20 protein-coding genes are annotated in these 20,065 nt (G+C 63.2%); 11 read left to right on the top strand and 9 right to left on the bottom strand.

What is annotated here, in order from left to right; genetic code table 11:
- Window positions 1-4: 4 nt before the first annotated feature.
- The gene (locus tag LB545_RS22785) at window positions 5-1,315 is read right to left on the bottom strand and encodes a YeaH/YhbH family protein (protein ID WP_140565840.1); all 1,311 of its coding nucleotides are present in this window, start codon (window positions 1,313-1,315) and stop codon (window positions 5-7) included.
- Between the two features lie 19 nt (window positions 1,316-1,334).
- The gene (locus tag LB545_RS22780) at window positions 1,335-3,284 is read right to left on the bottom strand and encodes a PrkA family serine protein kinase (RefSeq protein ID WP_140500854.1); all 1,950 of its coding nucleotides are present in this window, start codon (window positions 3,282-3,284) and stop codon (window positions 1,335-1,337) included.
- Between the two features lie 341 nt (window positions 3,285-3,625).
- On the opposite strand from LB545_RS22780, the gene LB545_RS22775 reads away from it, so the two are divergent.
- The gene (locus LB545_RS22775; RefSeq protein WP_140625655.1) at window positions 3,626-4,432 is read left to right on the top strand and encodes an alpha/beta hydrolase; all 807 of its coding nucleotides are present in this window, start codon (window positions 3,626-3,628) and stop codon (window positions 4,430-4,432) included.
- A gap of 55 nt (window positions 4,433-4,487) precedes the next feature.
- Here LB545_RS22775 and LB545_RS22770 read toward each other — a convergent pair whose 3' ends face one another.
- The gene (locus tag LB545_RS22770; RefSeq protein ID WP_140560160.1) at window positions 4,488-4,790 is read right to left on the bottom strand and encodes a BolA family protein; all 303 of its coding nucleotides are present in this window, start codon (window positions 4,788-4,790) and stop codon (window positions 4,488-4,490) included.
- Window positions 4,791-4,973: 183 nt separating this feature from the next.
- Between LB545_RS22770 and LB545_RS22765 the strand changes: the two genes are divergently transcribed.
- From LB545_RS22765 to LB545_RS22750, 4 genes are all read left to right on the top strand, one after another.
- Window positions 4,974-5,594, top strand: coding sequence for a J domain-containing protein (locus tag LB545_RS22765; RefSeq protein WP_140500760.1), 621 nt, complete (start codon window positions 4,974-4,976; stop codon window positions 5,592-5,594).
- A 123-nt stretch (window positions 5,595-5,717) separates the two neighbouring features.
- Window positions 5,718-6,704 (top strand): cobaltochelatase subunit CobS, encoded by a 987-nt coding sequence (gene cobS, locus LB545_RS22760; RefSeq protein WP_140500761.1) that lies wholly within the window; start codon window positions 5,718-5,720, stop codon window positions 6,702-6,704.
- Between the two features lie 11 nt (window positions 6,705-6,715).
- Window positions 6,716-8,614, top strand: coding sequence for a cobaltochelatase subunit CobT (cobT, locus tag LB545_RS22755; RefSeq protein ID WP_140525765.1), 1,899 nt, complete (start codon window positions 6,716-6,718; stop codon window positions 8,612-8,614).
- Window positions 8,611-9,639, top strand: coding sequence for an esterase-like activity of phytase family protein (locus tag LB545_RS22750; protein ID WP_140625654.1), 1,029 nt, complete (start codon window positions 8,611-8,613; stop codon window positions 9,637-9,639). Before cobT ends, LB545_RS22750 begins: the two co-directional genes overlap by 4 nt.
- A gap of 136 nt (window positions 9,640-9,775) precedes the next feature.
- Here LB545_RS22750 and LB545_RS22745 read toward each other — a convergent pair whose 3' ends face one another.
- The 3 genes from LB545_RS22745 to rpmB all read right to left on the bottom strand — a co-directional run bounded on the left by LB545_RS22745 (window position 9,776) and on the right by rpmB (window position 11,603).
- Window positions 9,776-10,456 (bottom strand): spermidine synthase, encoded by a 681-nt coding sequence (locus LB545_RS22745; RefSeq protein ID WP_140584029.1) that lies wholly within the window; start codon window positions 10,454-10,456, stop codon window positions 9,776-9,778.
- 3 nt (window positions 10,457-10,459) lie between these two features.
- Entirely contained in the window at window positions 10,460-11,143 is a 684-nt protein-coding gene (locus tag LB545_RS22740; RefSeq protein WP_224705882.1) for a queuosine precursor transporter, read from the bottom strand.
- 163 nt (window positions 11,144-11,306) lie between these two features.
- Window positions 11,307-11,603: a 50S ribosomal protein L28 gene (gene rpmB / locus LB545_RS22735; protein WP_140500766.1), complete on the bottom strand. Its 297-nt coding sequence runs from the start codon at window positions 11,601-11,603 to the stop codon at window positions 11,307-11,309.
- Between the two features lie 252 nt (window positions 11,604-11,855).
- Between rpmB and LB545_RS22730 the strand changes: the two genes are divergently transcribed.
- The 3 genes from LB545_RS22730 to LB545_RS22720 are packed head-to-tail and all read left to right on the top strand — an operon-like array spanning window position 11,856 to window position 14,257.
- Window positions 11,856-12,644 (top strand): DUF3108 domain-containing protein, encoded by a 789-nt coding sequence (locus tag LB545_RS22730; protein ID WP_140525409.1) that lies wholly within the window; start codon window positions 11,856-11,858, stop codon window positions 12,642-12,644.
- A 27-nt stretch (window positions 12,645-12,671) separates the two neighbouring features.
- On the top strand, window positions 12,672-13,586 hold the full coding sequence (locus LB545_RS22725) for a DMT family transporter (RefSeq protein ID WP_224705881.1): 915 nt from the start codon (window positions 12,672-12,674) through the stop codon (window positions 13,584-13,586).
- Window positions 13,583-14,257: a lysoplasmalogenase family protein gene (locus tag LB545_RS22720; RefSeq protein WP_224705880.1), complete on the top strand. Its 675-nt coding sequence runs from the start codon at window positions 13,583-13,585 to the stop codon at window positions 14,255-14,257. Before LB545_RS22725 ends, LB545_RS22720 begins: the two co-directional genes overlap by 4 nt.
- Window positions 14,258-14,272: 15 nt before the next feature.
- On the opposite strand, the gene LB545_RS22715 is transcribed toward LB545_RS22720, so the two are convergent.
- Both LB545_RS22715 and gloB read right to left on the bottom strand, forming a co-directional pair.
- The gene (locus LB545_RS22715; protein WP_140513900.1) at window positions 14,273-14,713 is read right to left on the bottom strand and encodes a cupin domain-containing protein; all 441 of its coding nucleotides are present in this window, start codon (window positions 14,711-14,713) and stop codon (window positions 14,273-14,275) included.
- 23 nt (window positions 14,714-14,736) lie between these two features.
- Window positions 14,737-15,504, bottom strand: coding sequence for a hydroxyacylglutathione hydrolase (gloB, locus tag LB545_RS22710; protein WP_140513899.1), 768 nt, complete (start codon window positions 15,502-15,504; stop codon window positions 14,737-14,739).
- Between the two features lie 153 nt (window positions 15,505-15,657).
- Here gloB and LB545_RS22705 point away from each other — a divergent pair, with 153 nt between their 5' ends.
- The 3 genes from LB545_RS22705 to LB545_RS22695 all read left to right on the top strand — a co-directional run bounded on the left by LB545_RS22705 (window position 15,658) and on the right by LB545_RS22695 (window position 19,318).
- Window positions 15,658-16,446 (top strand): class I SAM-dependent methyltransferase, encoded by a 789-nt coding sequence (locus LB545_RS22705; protein WP_140565863.1) that lies wholly within the window; start codon window positions 15,658-15,660, stop codon window positions 16,444-16,446.
- Window positions 16,447-16,585: 139 nt separating this feature from the next.
- Window positions 16,586-18,409, top strand: coding sequence for an ABC transporter ATP-binding protein/permease (locus tag LB545_RS22700; protein WP_224705879.1), 1,824 nt, complete (start codon window positions 16,586-16,588; stop codon window positions 18,407-18,409).
- Window positions 18,410-18,514: 105 nt separating this feature from the next.
- Complete coding sequence (locus tag LB545_RS22695; protein ID WP_224705878.1) at window positions 18,515-19,318, top strand: DUF1194 domain-containing protein; 804 nt, start codon at window positions 18,515-18,517, stop codon at window positions 19,316-19,318.
- A 111-nt stretch (window positions 19,319-19,429) separates the two neighbouring features.
- Here LB545_RS22695 and metW read toward each other — a convergent pair whose 3' ends face one another.
- Complete coding sequence (gene metW / locus LB545_RS22690) at window positions 19,430-20,044, bottom strand: methionine biosynthesis protein MetW (protein ID WP_140500775.1); 615 nt, start codon at window positions 20,042-20,044, stop codon at window positions 19,430-19,432.
- Window positions 20,045-20,065 lie beyond the last annotated feature (21 nt).

Raw genomic sequence — 20,065 nt, 5'->3', positions numbered from 1 at the left:
CCCCTTACGCGCTCTTGGCCATAGCCGGCTGCCTGGCGAAAAGCTGGCGAAATACCGGGTAGATATCGGCCGGAGCGGCGATGCGCCTCATCTGGAAGTTCGGCCATTTTTGCTCGACGGCGCTATAGGCGCGCCAGAGCGAGGTGCCATTTTCGGTCGAGCCGAAAATATGACTTTCGCGTTCGTCGATGATCTCCACATAGGCGAAATACTGGCACAGGCGCATGAGCTTGCCGTGGAGCAGTTCTATGCAGCGCTGCGAGTCGGTGGCGAAATTGTCGCCGTCCGAAGCCTGGGCGGCATAGATGTTCCACTCCGTGGCCGGATAGCGTTGTTCTATGATGCGTTGCATTTCCTCCAGCGCGGTGGAAACGACCGTGCCTCCGCTTTGCGTGCAGTAGAAGAATGTCTCTTCGTCCACCTCCTGGGCCTCGTGCGTGTGGCGGATGAAGACGATCTCCGTGCGCTCATAGCGTCGGGTCAGGAACAGGTGCAGCAGAACGAAGAAGCGCTTGGCCAAATCCTTCTCGCGCTCGCCCATCGACCCGGAGACGTCCATCAGGCAGAACATGACGGCGCTGGCATTCGGCACCGGCTGCGGGTCGAAGCGATTGAAGCGGATGTCGACGGGATCGACAAAGGCAATGCGCTTTCGGCGGCGCTCCAGCCGCTCGAGTTCCTCCCGCAAAGTCAAGATGCGTTCGCGGGTCGCGGCATTTGGCGGCTTCGATTCCAGTTTGGCGAGCTGCCGGAGGATCTCATCCAGCTCCGGCTGCTTTGGGCGCCCAAGCGCGATACGGCGGGCGTGGCTGTTTCGCATCGTGCGCCCGACATTGATGTTGGTCGGTGATCCTGTTGCCGCAAAACCTGCCCGCCTTGGCTTGAATGCGAGTATCTGCTTGAGATTGAGCTTGACCAGATCCGGCAGTTCGAGATCCTCGAAAAAGAGGTCGAGAACTTCCTCGCGCGAAAGCACGAAGCGAAAGTCGTCCTCGGATGCCGTGTTTCCCGGCGACGAGGAGCCTGCGCCGCCCTGCCCGGGTTTGGGCACCAGGTCACCGGGAATGAACGTCCTGTTTCCTGGCAGGATGTGCTGGCGCCGGCCGCTGTCCCTGGCATCGCTGAAGGTCGGTTCGCTGGTGCCTCTGTGAGGCATCGGCACGGCATGCCCGCTGTCCACATCGGCGATCCGGCCCGTCCTTATCTGGTCACGGATGCTCCGCTTGAGTTCTTCCCGCGCGCGCCTGAGAAAGCGCTGGCGATTGCCCAGGTTCTTGTCCTTCGGATTGAGGCGGCGGTCGATGAAGATCGGCATGGAACCATCCGGGCTTTTCTCAGCCCGCCTTGTTCACGCGCATGTACCAGTCGACCAGCCGCCGTACCTGCCGCTCGGTGTAGCCGCGTTGCACCATGCGCTGCACGAATTCATTGTGCCGCTTTTCCGTGACGCTGTCCTGCTTGGAGCCGAAACTGATCACCGGCAGAAGATCTTCGACTTGGCCGAACATGCGCTTCTCGATAACCTCGCGCAGCTTTTCGTAGCTTGTCCATGATGGGTTGCGGCCGTGGTTGCGTGCCCGGGCACGCAGCGTGAACTTGACCACTTCGTTGCGGAAATCCTTGGGGTTGGCGATGCCGGCCGGTTTTTCGACCTGCGACAATTCCTTGTCCAATATCTCGCGATTGAGGATCTGGCCCGTATCGGGATCCTTGTAGTCCTGATCTTCGATCCAGGCATCGGCATAGGCGATGTAGCGGTCGAATAGGTTCTGGCCATACTCGCTGTACGATTCCAGATAGGCCTTCTGGATCTCGTGGCCGATGAACTCGGCATAGCGCGTTGCCAGTTCCGACTTGATGAACTCGAGATAGCTCGCTTCCGTCTCCTTTGGGAACTGCTCGCGCTTGATCGCCTCTTCCAGAATGTACATCAGGTGCACGGGATCCGCCGCGACCTCGTTGGTGTCGTAGTTGAATGTCTGCGACAGGATCTTGAAGGCGAAGCGCGTGCTTACGCCGGTCATGCCCTCGTCGACGCCGGCGGCGTCGCGATATTCCTGAACCGACTTGGCCCGGGGGTCGACCTCCTTGAGGTTTTCGCCGTCATAGGCGCGCATCTTGGTGTAGAGCGGCGAATTGTCGTGCTCGGCAAGACGGGTCGAGACCGTGAACCGGCTGAGAATATCCAGCACTTCAGGTGCGCAGGGGCTGCCGGCCAGCTCGCTCTCGCGCAACAGTTTCTCGTAGATATGCCTTTCTTCGGTGATCCGCAGGCAATACGGCACCTTGACCACGAGGATGCGGTCGAGAAAGGCCTCATTATTCTTGTTGTTCTTGAACTGTTGCCACTCCGATTCGTTGGAATGGGCAACGATGATGCCCTGATAGGGGAAGGCGCCGAAATTCTCGGTGCCGTTATAGCTGCCTTCCTGGGTCGCCGTCAGCAGCGGATGCAGGACCTTGATGGGCGCCTTGAACATCTCGACGAATTCGAGCAGGCCTTGCGTGGTCCGGTTCAGCCCGCCGCTGTAGGAATAAGCGTCCGGATCGGACTGGCTGAAATCCTCCAATTGCCTGATGTCGACCTTGCCGACCAGAGCCGAGACATCCTGATTGTTCTCGTCGCCAGGCTCCGTCTTGGCTATAGCGATCTGGCGCAGCCGCGAGGGCATCAATTTCACCACGCTGAATTTGGAAATGTCGCCAGACAATTCATCAAGCCGCTTGGCCGCCCAGGGCGAGATAATGCCGTTGAGGCGACGCCGGGCTATGCCGTATTTGTCCTCCAGCAGATCGCCCATGCGATCGGGATGGAACAGGCCGAGCGGCGACTCGAAAATCGGACTGATCTGATTGCCGGCCTTGAGCGTGTAGATCGGGCGTTCCTCCATCAGTTTCTTCAGCCGTTCGGCCAGGGAGGACTTGCCGCCGCCGACAGGGCCGAGGAGATAGAGGATCTGCTTGCGCTCCTCGAGCCCTTGCGACGCATAGCGGAAATAGCCGGCGATGCGTTCGATCGTATCCTCCATTCCGTAGAAATCGGAGAAGGTGGGATACACCTTGACCGTGCGGTTGGAGAAAATGCGGCCGAGCCGCTCGTCCTTGCTGGTGTCGACCAGGTTCGGCTCGCCGATTGCCTCGACCATCCGTTCCGGCGCCGAGGCATACATTGACTTGTCTTCCCGGCAGGCAAGGAGATACTGCTGGAGGCTTATTTCCTCCTGGCCCGCGTTTGCATAAATCTCCGAAAACAGATCGAAGACGTCGGACTGGTTCTCACCCATGATGGTTGCCCTCAGAGCCATTCTGGCTGCCGCCCGGCTCATCTCATTCAACTACCGGGATGCATTGTGGTTCCCTCCACATTGGAGAGAGAGCGTGTATCTGCATCGAACTTGGACAGCACACAGTTACAATGCTCGTCTGATATCTCAGGTGGTGATGGCCAGAGGAGACCGTCAAGGGCAAATATCGATTTCGTGAACCGAACGGCAAAGCGAGTGCATTGATGCGGCTGGTACGGTGTTGAATCAGATCGTTGAGCACTCCCAAGTCTAACGGGATGCTCGTGGTGCGTGCGGGCATTCCTCGTCTACATATCGGGCCCAACGATCGGGAGATTGCGATGATCGATCGACGAAGCCTTATTCTGGTCTCCGCGGCGGCGATGTTGCCATTGGGCACATCGGCCGCATGGGGCCAGCGCCAACCCGTGCCGACAACCTTCGATTACGGGCCGGCCAAGCTCGATATCTATGCGCCGGATGGCGCACGCGGATTGCCGGTCGTCTTCTTCGTCCATGGCGGCGCCTGGCGCTCCGGCAAGCGCTCGCAGGTCAATGCGAAGCCGGCCTTCCTGCTCGCCAACGGGTTCTGCCTGGTCTCCATCGATTATCGCATGCTGCCCGAAGCCGAGGTCGCCACCCAGGCCGACGATGTCGAAAAGGCCTATGCCTTTGTCCGCGCCAACATTGCCCGGCATGGCGGCGATGCCAGGCGGATCGTGGCCATGGGCCATTCGGCCGGTTGCCACCTCGTTGCGCTGACCGGCATGCGCGGCGGTCTACCGGGTGTCGCCGCGCTGCTTCTCGACGACACCAGGGCCTATGACCTCACCGCGCTTTCCAGGAATGGCGGCATGGCGGGGGCCTATGCGCGGGCCTTCCCCGATCCCGCGCAATGGGCGGCGTTGTCGCCGGCCAGTTATGTAGATGGCCGCAAGCACCCGCCGACCTTCATCGCCTACTCAGGCGCTTCGGACCGGGACGGGGACTCCAAGGCGTTCGCCGAGCGCTTGCGCGCCACCGGCACCAAGGTGACGCTGTTCGACGGCAGCGCCTATACGCACATGTCGATCAACCGCGATTTCGGCGAGGATGGCGACGCCTTGACCGGGGCGGCACTGGCATTCCTGAAATCGGCGGTTGGGTGATTGCGGCATCGAAACGGAGCTCTGAACGTCACCGCGAGGAGCGAGGAGGACCGGCCTACCAGCGCGTCTTTTCGCCGGGAGCCGCCGGTTCGATCGCCAGCGCGTGCAGGCCAGCCTTCAATTCGTCGGCCAAAAGCGCGTTGACCGCGCGGTGGCGCTCGATGCGGCTCATGCCGGCAAAATCCTGCGAAACAATGCGGACGCGGAAATGCGTCTCGCCGGTGCCGTCGAACGTAGCCTGGTGGCCGGATTCCACATGATGATGGCCGGCGTGCAGATGGCTTTCGTTGATGACGACCAGCCGCTCCGGCGAAAATGCCTTGCTCAACTTGTCTTCCATGGTTGCCTGTATGGACATTGCCGTCTCCCTTCACCACATATCGCCAGCGGGATCGCGGAAGCCGAACCGACTTCGTTGCATGCCGCGCTTCAACAAAATCGGTCCTTCGCCTGCTTTATGCCGCGATTCAGCGGTTAGGGCGATCATCGCGAAAATGTCAATTCTTGTTTCGCATCTGCGAACGCCCCATAAATGGGTTAGATGAAGCCGTATCCCAAATATTTCGAGAAGATCCGCATCCGCCAGGAGAAGGACGCGGAGCTGAAGTCGCACGCGCCGATCTGCCAGTGGGATGGCTGCAAGGAGGCGGGCACCCATCGCGCTCCGGTCGGGCGCATGAAGGAGGGCGAGTATTTCCGCTTCTGCTTCGATCATGTGCGCGAGTACAACAAGGGCTTCAACTATTTTTCCGGCGTTCCGGACACCGAGGTCGCCCGTTTCCAGAAGGAGGCGATGACCGGCCATCGGCCGACCTGGAAGATGGGCGTCAATGGCGCCTCGACGCGCTCGTCTCCCGATATGGCGCAGATGCGCTCCGGCCGCGCCGGCTACTACAACCGCATGCGCGACCCGTTCGACCTGTTCAAGGGGCCGAAGGATCCCCGGGAGGTGCGCGAGCGCAAGGCCAAGCCGCTTGAGGCCAAGGCGCTGGAAACGCTTGGCCTTGATACAAAGGCGACTGGCAAGGAGATCAAGGCGCGCTATAAGGAACTGGTGAAGCGTCACCATCCGGATGCGAATGGCGGCGACAGAGGTTCGGAAGACCGGTTCCGCGATGTGCTCCAGGCCTATCGCGTGCTCAAGCAGGCGGGTCTGTGCTGAGCGACCCAACGGTTCGTGTCGTTTTCCAACTTTCATAAGGGTGGAAAAGGCTCTAAGACCGCCCCCGGAGAAAATCGATTGCCGGCGAAATCAGTCGTTTCGCCCGTGGAGACGTGGATAGAGATGAACAAGGTCGATCGCGACATCGCCAACCTGCCCGACACCACGGTGTCGGTGAAGGACAAATTCGGCTTCGACTCCAAGATGGTGGTGCCGGCTTATTCGGTCACCAGCGAACATGTGCCCGACATCGATCCCGACTATCTTTTCGACAAGGCGACGACGATGGCGATCCTCGCCGGCTTCGCCTACAACCGGCGCGTCATGGTCTCGGGCTATCACGGCACCGGCAAATCGACCCATATCGAGCAGGTCGCGGCCCGCCTCAACTGGCCTTGCGTGCGCGTCAATCTCGACAGCCATGTCAGCCGTATCGACCTCGTCGGCAAGGACGCGATCGTGGTCAAGGATGGCTTGCAGATCACCGAATTCCGCGACGGCATCCTGCCCTGGGCCTACCAGCACAATGTGGCGCTGTGCTTCGACGAGTATGACGCCGGCCGGCCGGACGTGATGTTCGTCATCCAGCGCGTGCTGGAATCGTCTGGTCGGCTGACGCTGCTCGACCAGAGCCGCGTCATCCGTCCGCATCCGGCGTTCCGGCTGTTCTCGACCGCCAACACGGTCGGGTTGGGCGACACCACCGGCCTCTACCACGGCACCCAGCAGATCAACCAGGCGCAGATGGACCGCTGGTCGATCGTCACCACGCTGAACTACCTGCCGCACGACAACGAGGTGAACATCGTGCTGGCCAAGGCCAAGCACTATCGCGACGGCAAGGGCAAGGACATCGTCAACAAGATGGTGCGCGTCGCCGACATGACGCGCTCGGCCTTCATCAATGGCGATCTGTCGACCGTGATGAGCCCGCGTACCGTCATCACCTGGGCCGAGAATGCCGAGATCTTCGGCAATATCGGCATGGCGTTCCGGCTGACCTTCCTCAACAAATGCGACGAACTGGAGCGCTCGGTGGTGGCCGAGTTCTACCAGCGCGCCTTCGGCGAGGATCTGCCGGAGAGCGCCGCCAATGTGGTGCTGGGCTAAGCAGAGCCTCGATGGCGGGTCCGGGCGACAATACGCGCAACAAGTCGAAGACGGGCTCTGAAGCCGACAGCTTCAAGCGCGCCGTCACCGTCTGCATGCGCGCCATCGCCGGCGACAAGGAGCTGGAAGTCGGCTTCGCCAAGGACCGCCCGGCGCTCGCAGGCAGCCGCGCCCGGCTGCCGGAATTGCCCAAGAAGGCGTCCAAGACCGACATAGCCATCACCCGCGGCCTCGGCGATTCCATGGCGCTCAAGCGCGCCTGCCATGACGTGCGCATCCACAGCAGACTGGCGCCGGAAGGCAAGGCGGCCCGCGCCATCTACGACGCGGTCGAGCAGGCGCGCGTCGAGGCGATCGGCAGCCGCGCCATGCAAGGGGTCGCCGACAATATAGGCTCGATGCTGGAGGACAAATACGCCAAGGCCAATCTCGTCGACGTCAAGGACAAGGCCGACGCCCCGATCGAGGAGGCGCTGGCGCTGATGGTGCGCGAGAAGCTGACCGGCCGGCCGATCCCCAAGAGCGGCGAGCGGCTGGTCGAGCTCTGGCGCCCCTGGGTAGAGGAAAAGGCCAGCGCCGACCTCGACGGGCTGTCGTCCAAGCTCGACGACCAGCAGGCCTTCGCCCGCGTCGTGCGCGATATGCTCGCCTCCATGGAAATGGCCGAGGAACTCGGCGACGATCAGGAGACCGAAGACTCAGAGGACAATGACGATAACCAGCCGCAAGGCGAGGAACAGAGCGAGGAAGGCGGCGAGGACGATTCCGGCTCCGAACAGTCGCAGTCCGAGGATGCCGAGGCTTCCGCTGACGACGAGCAGTCGGCCGAGACCGAAGCCTCCGACGCCACTGCCGACGATTTGTCCGACGATGACGATGCCGATGCCGAGACGCCCGGCGAGGCGCGCCGCAATGACAACCCTTTCACCAACCTGCCGAAGGAGATCGATTACAAGGTCTTCACGTCAGCTTTCGACGAGACGGTGGGGGCGGAGGAGCTTTGCGAGGAAGAAGAACTCGACCGGCTGCGCGCTTTCCTCGACAAGCAACTCGCCAACCTGTCCGGCGTCGTCGGCCGGCTGGCCAACCGTTTGCAGCGCCGCCTGATGGCGCAGCAGAACCGGTCGTGGGATTTCGACCTGGAAGAGGGCTATCTCGACCCGGCACGGTTGGTGCGCGTCGTCATCGATCCGATGCAGCCGCTGTCCTTCAAGCAGGAGCGCGACACCAAATTCCGCGACACGGTGGTGACGCTGGTGCTCGACAATTCGGGGTCCATGCGCGGCCGGCCGATCACCGTGGCCGCCACCTGCGCCGACATTCTGGCGCGCACGCTGGAACGCTGCGGCGTTTCGGTCGAGATTTTGGGCTTCACCACGCGCGCCTGGAAAGGCGGGCAGGCCCGCGAGAAGTGGCTGAAGGACGGCAAGCCGCCGAATCCGGGCCGGCTGAACGACCTGCGCCACATCATCTACAAGTCGGCCGACCATCCCTGGCGGCGGGCACGGCGCAATCTCGGACTGATGATGCGCGAGGGCCTGCTCAAGGAAAACATCGACGGCGAGGCGCTGCTGTGGGCGCATAACCGGCTGATCGCCCGACCCGAACAGCGCAAGATCCTGATGATGATCTCCGACGGCGCGCCGGTCGACGATTCGACACTGTCGGTCAATCCGGGCAATTATCTCGAGCGCCATCTGCGCGCCGTCATCGAGCTGATCGAGACGCGCTCGCCGGTCGAGCTGCTTGCCATCGGCATCGGCCATGACGTCACCCGCTATTACCGGCGCGCCGTCACCATTGTCGATGCCGAGGAACTGGCCGGCGCCATGACCGAGCAATTGGCTTCGCTGTTCGCCGAGGAAAGCGCACGCGATACGCGGCGCGGCGGCATGCGGCGCGCCGGATGATCTTTTCGCACGGCGGATTTCGACAAGCACTTTTCGCCGCCATCGCCCTGTTTGCCGGTGCAGCCCCGGTGCCATCCAGTTCGGCCGGCGCGACCTCGGTTGAACCGGTCGAGGTCTTAGCCCGCCCGATCACCGAATTCCGTATAGGCCGTGCCGACAAGCAATTCGGTCCGCTCGAATTCGTCGGCGGGCTGGAGATGACGTCGCCGTCGCGCGATTTCGGCGCGCTGTCGGCCTTCCGTTTCCTGAAAGGCGGTCGCGACTTCGTCGGCGTCGCCGATACCGGATTCTGGTTCTTCGGCACCGTGACCCATGATGCGGACAAGCGCCCGTCAGGCATCGGGGACTTCCGCATGGAACAGATGGTCGATGCATCGGGCCAGCCGATCGACGAGAAATCGGAAGTCGATGCCGAGGGGCTTTCCGTCAAGGACGGCATTGCCACCGTGGGTTTCGAGCGCAACCATCGCGTCGCCCAGTTCAAAATTGGCCCCGACGATATGAAGGCGCCGTTCAGGCAGATGGATTTCCTGGTTCCGGCATGGGAGCTGCGCCGGAACCGAGGCTTCGAGACCGTCACCCACGCCAATGCCAATGGCCGCCACCAAGGCGGCCTGGTCGTGGTGTCGGAAAAGAGCTTGGACAAGGCCGGCAACATCTATGCCGCCATCATCGAAGGTCCGCACAAGGGCGTCTTCACCGTCAAGCGCAACGGCGATTTCGATATCACCGATGGGGCTTTCCTGCCGGATGGCGACCTTCTGCTGCTGGAGCGCAGTTTCACGATGGCAGGAGGTCTCAAGATGCGGCTGCGGCGCATTGATGGCGAGACCGTGGAGAAGGGCGCGGTCGCCGACGGTCCGGTGCTGCTGGAAGCCGATATGGGCTACCAGATCGACAATATGGAAGGGCTCGACGTCTGGACGCGCGAAGACGGCGCGCTGATGGTGTCGCTGATCTCCGACGACAACCACTCGATCCTGCAGCGCAATCTCTACCTGGAATTCATTTTGCACCAGGACTGATTTGGCGCTCCAACTGCGAAGCTGAAGTTGAAGGTATTCAACGCCGGCTTCGATTTGGTCGGACGCCTTCCCCCCACTCCGTCGAGCGCAACTCGACGGAGTGGGGGTCGACTACTCATCAAATGACGGCGTCCGCTCAGGGTCGCGAGCCGTTGGTGGCGATCCAGATGACATGGCGCGCGCCGCGCTTGCCGTTGGCGCGCGTGCTCACCTCCTCGACCGCGAAACCTGCCTGCTTCAGCCGCCGGGTGAAGCCGCTGTCCGGCCCTTGCGACCACACCGCAAGCACGCCGCCGGGCTTCAGTGCGATGCGCGCTGCCGCCAGGCCTTGCAGGCTGTAAAGCGCGTCGTTGGATTTGTGAACGATGCCGTCCGGGCCGTTGTCGACATCTAGCAGGATGGCGTCCCAGGCCGCGGGCCGGGGTCTTATCAACTGCCCGACATCGGCCTCCCGAACGATGACGCGCGGATCGTCGAGGCAGCCACCAAACAGCTCGGCCATCGGCCCTCGTGCCCACGCGACGACCGCCGGCACCAACTCCGCGACAGTGATTTCGGCATTCTCGCCCAACTCGGCGAGAGCGGCGCGCAGCGTAAAACCCATGCCAAGTCCGCCGATCAGCATTCTCGGCTGTCTGCGGCCGGCGATCCTCCGACAGGAGAGCCTGGCCAACGCTTCTTCCGAGCCGCTGAGGCGGCTGTTCATCAACTCGTTGGTGCCCAGCATGATCGAGAATTCGGAACCGCGCCGCTTGAGCCGAAGCTCCTGCGCGCCATCCGGGGTTTTCGCGGAGTCCAGCTGGATCCAGGGAATCACGGCCTAGACCGCAGCAACAGCCGGCTGGCTCCAGCGGGCGGCGAGCAGCCGATAGGGGATCAATGCCACGACGGCGATGATCAGCTTCACGCTGAGGTCGCCAAGCGCCCAGGAGACCCAACGCATGGCCTCGACCGGCAGCACGCCCATCAGCGGCGCCGTTTCCAGCGCAAAACTGTCGCTTGGGCCAACGAAGGCGAAAGCCGCGGAGAAAGCGACGCTGAAGAACACGACGGTGTCGAACACCGAGCCGACCAGCGTGCCGACGATCGGCGCGCGCCACCAGCTCTGTCGGCGCAGACGGTTGAACACGGTCACGTCGAGCAATTGCGCGGTGAGGAAGGCCGCGCCGGACGCCGCCGCGATGCGCACCAGCCGGTCGGAGGCGGTCTCGAACTCGATGAAACCATGGCGGAACAGGAAGGGCGGCACGAGGACCGAGCAGACCACCGCCGTCATGAAGCCGACAAAGACGATCCGGCGCGCCACGGCAGGCCCGTAGCGGCGGTTGGCAAGGTCCGTGACCAGAAAGGAGAACGGGTAGGTGAACGCGCCCCAGGTGAGCAGGTCGGCCAGCGACAAGCCGCCGATCCGACCCTGCATCGGGAACTGCACGAGGATATTCGATGCCACGACGACAAGCGCCATGGCGGCCACGAAGGGCAGGTATCGCGAGAAGGAAGTCATTTTTTTATCCTGGGTAATGGAACCAGCGGAGCGTCATGCCGAAACCGGATCGCGCTCGCTTTGTTCGAGCATCGGATTTCCGAAACCGCCTTGCGGACGGCGACCCGATGTCCAAGGCCAACAAGAGGTTGGCCAGGGCGGTTGTCCCCCGCCTGAAGGCAGTTTACGCGGCAGCCTGCTCGGCGAGCTTCTTGGCGATCTGCTTCTTCAAGAGGCGCGCGCGCTGCGACAGCTCCTTGACGTCAGCCTTGGCCAGGAAGGCGTCGAGACCGCCGCGATGCTCGACCGAACGCAGCGCGTTGGCGGAAATGCGCAGGCGCACATTCTGGTTCAGCGCTTCCGAAATCAGCGTCACATTGACGAGGTTCGGCAGGAAGCGACGCTTGGTCTTGTTGTTGGCGTGGCTCACATTGTTGCCGGTCTGGACTGCCTTGGCAGTGAGTTCGCAGGTGCGGGACATGGTTCTAACCTTCAGTTCTCTCGGGGACCTGCCAAACCTTCGTGCCCACGCCGGGTGGCGCGCGGTTCTGGTCAAGCGGCCTTATGGAAAAAGTTGGCGTTCCATAGTTGCATTTCGCCCATGCGTCAAGCTCCAGCCTGGGCCCAGCGGCATTTCATACTAAGGCCGGAATTCGTCGTATAAGCGGTTCCATAGGGACATGCCAGACCGGAGTTGTCCGCCTCCGGTTGAAATCAAGGATCCGATCGCGCCATGCTTCGCTTGCCCCATGCCCTTGCCGCCGCGCTGGCCGTCGCCTTGCCGTCGGCCGCGACGGCCGCCTCGCCGCAGTCCTTCAGGGGCGAATACACAGTGTCGTTTCTCGGCCTTTCTATCGCGAAATCAAGCTTTTCAAGCCATTATGAGAACGGCGTCTACTCGATCGACGGCAGCGTTTCCGCGGCTGGTCTCGCCAAGCTGTTCGACGATACGCGCGGCACGATCTCGTCCAAGGGTACGATTTCGGGCCAGAAGATGGTGCCGCAGGCGTTCCGCGCGGACTACACTTCCGGCAAGAAAGCCTCCGCCATCGACATTCGTTTTGCCAATGGCAACGTCATCTCGACGACGGTCGTTCCCGCGCCGGAAAAGCGCGATCCCGACAGTTGGGTGCCGCTTGGCGCCGGCGACCTGGCATCGGTGCTCGATCCGATGGCGGCAACCGTCATCCATGCCGGCAGCCTCGACAAGGTCTGCGGCCGCACCGTGAGGCTGTATGACGGCGAGATGCGCGCCAACCTGACGCTGAGCTACGCTTCAAAAGGGTCGATCTCGGTGCCCGGCTACAAGGGCGACACGGTCACCTGCCGGATGGGCTTCGAACCGGTGGCGGGCTACCGCAAGGGCCGCAAGGCACTCAATTACCTCAAGAACAAAAGCCGCATCATGGTGACATTTGCGCCGCTCGGCCAAACCGGGGTATATGCGCCGATCCGCGCGACGGTCGGGACGCAGATCGGCACCTTGACCATCAGCGCCAGGCGTTTCGAAGCAATACAATAAGGCGCCACGCGCGCCACTGGAGACAGAATGGGGCGCGCGACACTGATCGGCTTTTCGGCCGTCGCCATGTGGGCGCTGCTCGCGTTGCTTACGGACGCATCCGGCAAGGTGCCGCCGTTCCTCTTGTCGGCGATCACCTTCTCGATCGGCACCGGGGTCGGGCTTGTCGCGCGTCTCTTCATGCCGGCCGCGGATAAAAGCCAGAGGATACCGCGCCAGGTCTGGGTGATCGGCATTGCCGGCCTCTTCGGCTACCACTTCTTCTACTTCACTGCGCTGCGCAACGCGCCGGCGGTGGAGGCGAGCCTGATCGCCTATCTGTGGCCGCTGCTGATCGTGCTCGGCTCGGCGCTGATGCCGGGCGAGCGGCTGGCCTGGAACCATATCGTGGGCGCGCTGCTCGGCCTAGCCGGCACCGTGCTCATCGTCACCAAGGGCGGCGGCCTCGCCTTCGACGCGCGCTATGCCTTCGGCTACGCCATGGCTGCCGTCTGCGCCGTGCTGTGGTCGTCCTATTCGCTCCTGTCGCGGCGTTTCCCCTCGGTGCCGACCAGCATCGTCACTTGGTTCTGCGCGGCGACCGCGCTGTTGTCGCTTGCCTGCCATCTGGCGCTGGAAGAGACGGTGCTGCCCGCGAGTGCCGGGCAATGGCTTGCCGTGCTCGGGCTCGGCCTGATGCCAGTGGGGGCAGCCTTCTATGCCTGGGATGTCGGCGTCAAGCGCGGCAACATCCAGGTGCTGGGCGCGGCAAGCTATGCCGCGCCGCTCCTGTCGACGCTGGTGTTGATCGCGGCCGGCGTCGCCGAGCCGTCGCTGCGCATTGTCGCGGCCTGCGTGCTCATCACCGGGGGGGCTGCCCTGGCGGCAAAATCGCTGTTCCTGCGCAAGCCTGCGGCTGCCGAAGGCGGAGCCGGGGCATCCGAAGGCGGAGCCCGGGCATGACGATGCCGTTTCCGGGCGGCATCGACGGCAACGCCAATGCGACGCTGATCTTTTCGCTGGTGGCGGCGGTTGTCTACGCCTTCACATCAGGCATGGCGCCGACGCTCGCCCATTCGGCGGCAAAAACGCTCGCCGTGGCCATGCTTGCCGTGCTGGCGGCGATGCAGGGCGGGCCGCTGCTACTGGTCGCCGCTCTTGCGCTGAGCGCCATCGGCGACGCCTTCCTGTCGCGGGATGGCGAAAAGATGTTTCTGGGCGGGCTGGGCAGCTTTCTCGCCGCGCATATCGTCTACGTCGTGCTGTTCCTGCGCAGCGGCGGGGGAATGGGAGTGCTGGGGGCCGAACCTTGGCGCGCGGCAATCGCACTTGCGATGGCGGTATTCGTTATTCTCATGCTGGCGGCGCTGTGGCGCCGCGTCGGCCCGGCCCTGCGAGCGCCGATCGCGGGCTATGTCGCGGCCATCCTCGCCATGGGCATTTCGGCGCTGACGACGAGCAGTGCCGCTGTTATCGGCGGTGCCGTGCTGTTCATGGCGTCCGACGCGCTGCTGGCCACGGAACGCTTCCTGGCGGCCGCCATTTCGCCACATCGCGCCTGGATGCGTTTGGCGGTCTGGGTGCTTTACTACGCCGCGCAGCTCGTGGTCACGCTTGGTTTCCTGCTGCGCTAAGGGTTTCCGGCTGGGTCAGAGCTGTTTAGGCCGCCAACCAGGCTCCGCCAGTTCAAACGCCGCAAAGTCGAAGCCCGGCGCCACGGTGCAGCCGACCAGGGTCCACTCGCCCAGGCTGCGCGCCGATTGCCACCAGCCCGCCGGCACGACGATTTGCGGCCGCTCGCCGGCCGCAAGCTCGATGCCGAGCACCTGCTCGATCACCCGGTTAGCCTTTGGGCCGCCTTCTTCCCATATCGACAGCGCCAGCGGCGCGCCGGCGTAGAAGTGCCAAGCCTCGGCTGCATCCCTGACGCGATGCCAGGCGGAAACCTGGCCCTGCTCCAGCAGAAAATAGATCGCCGTCGAGTGGCCTCGAGCTCCGCCGCCACCGTCGCGAAAGGTTTCCGTGTACCAGCCGCCTTCCGGATGCGGCTTCATGCCAAGGATGGCGATGATTTCTGCGGAACTCGTCATGGTTTCGACCAGTGTCGCTTGGCCTAGAAATTATCCTTGCGCTTGCGGACCTCGGCAAAAACCTCGACATCCGACGCCTTCTCCATGCCGAGATGCCTGCGGATTGCCGGATCGTGCCAGCGCAGGAAAGGGTTGGTCGACAATTCCTCGCCGATCGTGGTCGGCAGCGTCGGCTTGTTATCGGCGCGCAGCGCTTCAATTTTTGCCGCGCGTTCCTTCAATGCCGAATTGGTCCGGTCGACGCTCAGCGCGAAACGGGCGTTGGCGAGCGTGTATTCGTGCCCGCAATAGATCACGGTCGCGGCAGGCAGTGCCGCGAGCTTCTTCAGGGATCCATACATCACCGGCGGCTTGCATTCGAACAGCCGCCCGCAGCCGAGCGCGAACAGCGTGTCGGCGGTGAACGCCACTTTCGATGCCGGCAGGTGATAGGAGACGTGGCCGGCGGTGTGGCCGGGGGTGGCGATCACTTCGATGCGCTCCTCGCCGAGATGCAGGATCGAACCGTCCTCGACAGTGTCGTCAATGCCGGGAATCTTGGCCTTTTCGGCTTCGGGACCCACGATGCGCAGCTTGAAGCGCTGCTTCAGCGCCAGATTGGCCTCGACATGGTCGGCATGGTGATGCGTGGTCAGGATCATCGTCGGCGTCCAGCCGGTGCGCTTGACCGCAGCCAGGATCGCCGCTTCTTCCGGCGCATCGATAAGCGCGGTCTGACCGCTTTTGGGGTCATGCACCAGCACGCCGAAATTGTCGCTGCGGCACATGAACTGTTCGATTTCGACCGCCATCGCATCTCTCCATCTTTCGCCGCAGACATAGGACGCCGACGCGCGGATGTCATCCCGGAGATGACTAATGTCAGGATGTCATTCGACATCCGGGATCTCGGGACGTCGCGGCCTTTTGTTGAAACCCGCCGATATCGCGGCTACATCCCTGACATGCATTCCGACATCGTCGATCTCCGCTCCTTCTATTCGACAGCGCTCGGTCGCTTCGCCGAGCATTCGATCACCATGGCCTTGTCATCGATATGGGCCACCGTGCCCAATGAGCGGCTTGTCGGGCTCGGCTACACCTTGCCTTGGCTGGAACGGTTCGGCAGCGACGCCGAGCGGGTGTTCGCCTTCATGCCGGCGACGCAGGGCGCCGTGGTCTGGCCGGCGGCGGGACCGACGGCGACGGCTCTGGTTTTCGACGAGGAACTGCCGCTGGTCGATTCCTGCATCGACCGCATGCTGCTCGTGCATTCGCTCGAGCATGTCGAAAACCCGCGCGAAACGCTGAACGAGATCTGGCGCGTGCTGTCGCCGGCCGGCCGGGTGGTCATCGTCGTGCCCAACCGGCGCGGCGTCTGGGCGCGGTTCGAGCACACGCCGTTTGGCAATGGCAGGCCGTTCTCGCGCGGTCAGCTCACCGAGTTGCTGCGCGAGGCGAATTTCACGCCCGCCGCCTGGTCCGACGCCCTGTTCTTTCCGCCATCGCGGCGGCGTTTCATGATGCGCTTCCACAATATGGTGGAGCGCGCCGGCCGGCGGCTGTGGCCGATCTTTTCCGGCGTCATCGTGGTCGAGGCGCAGAAGCGGCTCTATCAGGGCGTGCCGGCCGCCCAGCGCGCTTCCCGACGGGTTTTCGTGCCGGTGCTTTCGCCGCATGCAGCAACGCGGCTCGGCCGGCGAATAGAGACCGGGGCCACGACATCGCCGGGTCCGCGAATGACACCTTCGTGATCATGCCAGAAACTTGCGCCGGACGGCATTTCGCGACCTATCTGTCGCTGACGGGCTCGCAGCCTGGCTGAGTGACCAGTGGCGTCACTACACTTCATCCGGTTTTCAGCACCGCTTTTGAACGCAAGGACTTCAGCTCATGGCCGATTATCCGGACAATGATGCCTCTGCCCGGCCTATCGCTGCGGTCGAAGCTTCGAGCCTGCGTGATCAGGTGGCAACCATCAAGCTGGCGCTTGCCGGGTCGCCGGTCCGCAAAGGGCTACGCTGGGCCTCCATCGGAATGGTTGCCGTCATTGTCGCGACCTCGATCGGCCAGGTTCTGCTCAACCGCTGGAACCAGCCTTTCTACGATGCGCTTGCACGCCGCGACATGCAGGCCTTCCTGCACCAGCTCGCCATTTTTGCCGCGATTGCCGGTGGGCTTCTTGTGCTCAATGTCGGCCAGACCTGGCTCAATCAGACGATCCGGCTGAAGCTGCGCGAGGCGCTGACGCTCGATCTGATCGATGGATGGATGCGGCCGGCGCGCGCTTTTCGCCTGGCGCATGCAGGCGCCATCGGGGTCAATCCCGACCAGCGCATGCAGCAGGACGCGAGCCATCTTTCCGACCTGTCGACGGATCTTGGCGTTGGCCTGCTGCAATCCCTAATCCTGCTCGCCTCCTTCGTCGGCGTGTTATGGGAGCTGTCCTCGGGCTTCGTCTTCCATGTCGGCGGGACATCGCTCGCCATACCGGGCTACATGGTGTGGGCGGCCATCCTCTATGCCGGAACGGCTTCCTGGCTGAGCTGGCTGGTCGGACGGCCACTGATCCACCTCAACAGCGACCGCTACACACGCGAGGCGGAGCTGCGTTCCTCGATGGTGCGCGTCAACGAGAACATCGATGCCATCGCGCTCGCCCGAAGCGAGCCCGATGCCAGGCGGCGGCTGGAAACCGACCTGGGCACCGTGCTCGGCGCCATGCGACGCATCTATAACGCCCAGATCAATCTCGCCTGGGTGACGGACACCTATGGCTGGATCACCGTGGTGGCTCCCATCCTGGTCGCTTCGCCGGTCTATTTCGCGGGCGATATCAGCTTCGGCGGACTGATGATGGCGGTCGGCGCCTTCAATCAGGTCCATTCTTCATTGCGTTGGTTCATCAACAATATCGGCAGCATCGCCGATTGGCGCGCGACGCTGATGCGCGTCGCCGATTTCCGCATTGCGCTGGATGAGACCGATGTGCTGCACGACCAGGAAAGGCGCATCGAATTCGGCGAGAATGCAAACGGCAAGCTGACCTTCGAGAAACTCGAAGTGGCCTCGCCGGAGGGCTGCACGAGGCTCGCCGACCAGCATGTCGAGATCCACGCCGGCGAACGCGTCATGCTCACCGGCGAGCCTGGCGCGGGCAAGACGCTGTTCTTTCGCGCCATTGCCGGCCTGTGGCCGTGGGGGAGCGGGCGCATCGGCATGCCGGCGGGGGAGGTGCCTATCTTCGTGCCGCGCACGCCCTACTTCGCGACCGCCACGTTGCGCGAAGTGCTCGACCACGTGGACGGGGTTGCGCCGGCAAGCGATACCGATATCTCGGCCGTGCTGGCCGAGATCGGCCTGGAGCGCCTGTCGTCGTCGCTCGACCGTAGCGCGCGTTGGGAGCATGAACTGGCCGACGACGAACTGCGCCTGCTGGCCTTCGCCCGGCTCGTGCTGCGGCAGCCGAAATGGGTGATCATCGATGAGGCTCTCGATGCCTTCGACGGACCGACACTGCGGCGAGTCCTGTCGACGCTGGAGAAGCGGCTGGGCGGGGCGACGATCCTCAATATCGGCCGCGGGCAGCACAACAATCAGTTCTTCCCGCGCGCGCTGACCATCGTAAAGGCGTCCAGCGTGCCGGCCCTGAAGCCCGCGCGTATAAGGGCAGGCGCGATCGAGCCGCCGCCGGCCACTCCTCGCCGCAAGAAATAGCACTTCCGGCATCTGTTCGGGCTGGCCCGCGGCACGCCATGCGGCAGCTTTATTTCGCCGTGATCGCGAGGGAAGATTGCGGCGGAAACATAGCTTGAGCCGGCCATGCTTGATGCTCTCAGCCTGCTTGCCTGCCTGGCCTGCACCGAGGCCGCCGTGACTGCGCCTGCGCCGGACAGCCTGGCCGTTGACGTCGAATTGGTGCTGGCGGTCGACATCTCATTGTCGATGGACGAGAAGGAGTTCGCCCTGCAGCGCGCCGGCTATGTGGAGGCGCTGCGTCATCCCGACTTCGTCAAGGCGGTCCGCGCCGGGAACGCCGGTCGCATCGCGCTCACCTATTTCGAATGGGCCGGCACCGTGCGCGACGACGCGCTCATCGGCTGGCAGGTCATCGAAGGCGCCGAGAGCGCCAACGCCTTTGCCGACAAGATAGCGGCCCGTCCGTTCCGCAGCTTCCGCGGCACGTCGATCTCCGGCGCGCTCGCCTTCGGCGCGGGGCTCTTCGACCGCACCGCTTACGAAAGCGAACGTAGCGTCATCGATATTTCCGGTGACGGACCGAACAATATCGGGCCGCCCGTCACCGCCACGCGGGATGCGGCAAACGCCAGAGGCATCGTCTTCAACGGCCTGCCGATCCTGATCAATCCATCGCCCACCTTCAGCCACCTCGACCGGTATTACGCCCAGTGCGTCACCGGCGGGCCGGGCTCCTTCGTGCTGCCGATTTATACAGCCGCCGAATTTTCGACGGCAATCCGGCGCAAGCTGATTCTCGAAGTGAGCGGCGTTCAGAACGAGACCAGGATCATTCCCGCCGAAGCCGAGGCTCCGATCGACTGCCTGCAAGGCGAACGCGACAGACGGTTCTTGTCGGATCCCTATTTCCCGGAGCTCGATCGCTGAGCCTTCGCCGGGCTATGCGTTCCAACCTGCTGATGACCTTCGTCGCAGAGATCAGCTTGCAGCTCGACTTCGCCCGAAAAGGGGGTGTCATAGCCACCTCCGGGATGGCCCTTATCGCTTCAACAAGAACACCGCTTGCTGGCCGAAGAAGTTCCAGAACCACCATGGCATCGACAGGCCGATCTTCTGGCCGTTGGCGTCGAGCGCGGTCGCCCTTTCCACGGTCGCGCCAAGCTCCTCGCACAGATTGACGAAGTCGCGGATGGTGCAGAAGTGGATATTTGGCGTGTCGTACCAGGAATAGGGCAGGTCCTTGGTCACCGGCATGCGGCCCTTGACGAACAGCGACAGGCGCACCCGCCAGTGGCCGAAATTGGGGAAGGACACGATGGCGTGTTCGCCGATCCTGAGCAGTTCGTCGAGAACGAGCTTCGGGTTGCGGGTCGCCTGCAAGGTCTGCGACAGGACGACGAAATCAAAACCCTTGTCGGGATAGAATTCGAGATCCTTGTCGGCGTCGCCTTGCACGACCGAGAGGCCGCGCGCCACGCATTCGTTGACACCGCGCTGCGACAGCTCCAGTCCGCGGCCGTCGATCTGCTTGGTTTCCTGCAAAAGCTCGAGCAGCGAGCCGTCGCCGGAGCCGACGTCCAGCACCCGCGATTGCGGCGGGATCAGACCGGCGATCACCTCGAGATCGACGCGCTGGGCGCGGTTGACGCTCATGGCTTGCCCCTTGTCGTGGTG

It is taken from the genome of Mesorhizobium sp. BR1-1-6, assembly GCF_020165355.1.
Classification (GTDB): Bacteria; Pseudomonadota; Alphaproteobacteria; order Rhizobiales; family Rhizobiaceae; genus Mesorhizobium.
The sequence above is the reverse complement of the archived record's forward strand: the minus strand, read 5'-3'. Positions and strand labels throughout refer to the sequence as shown.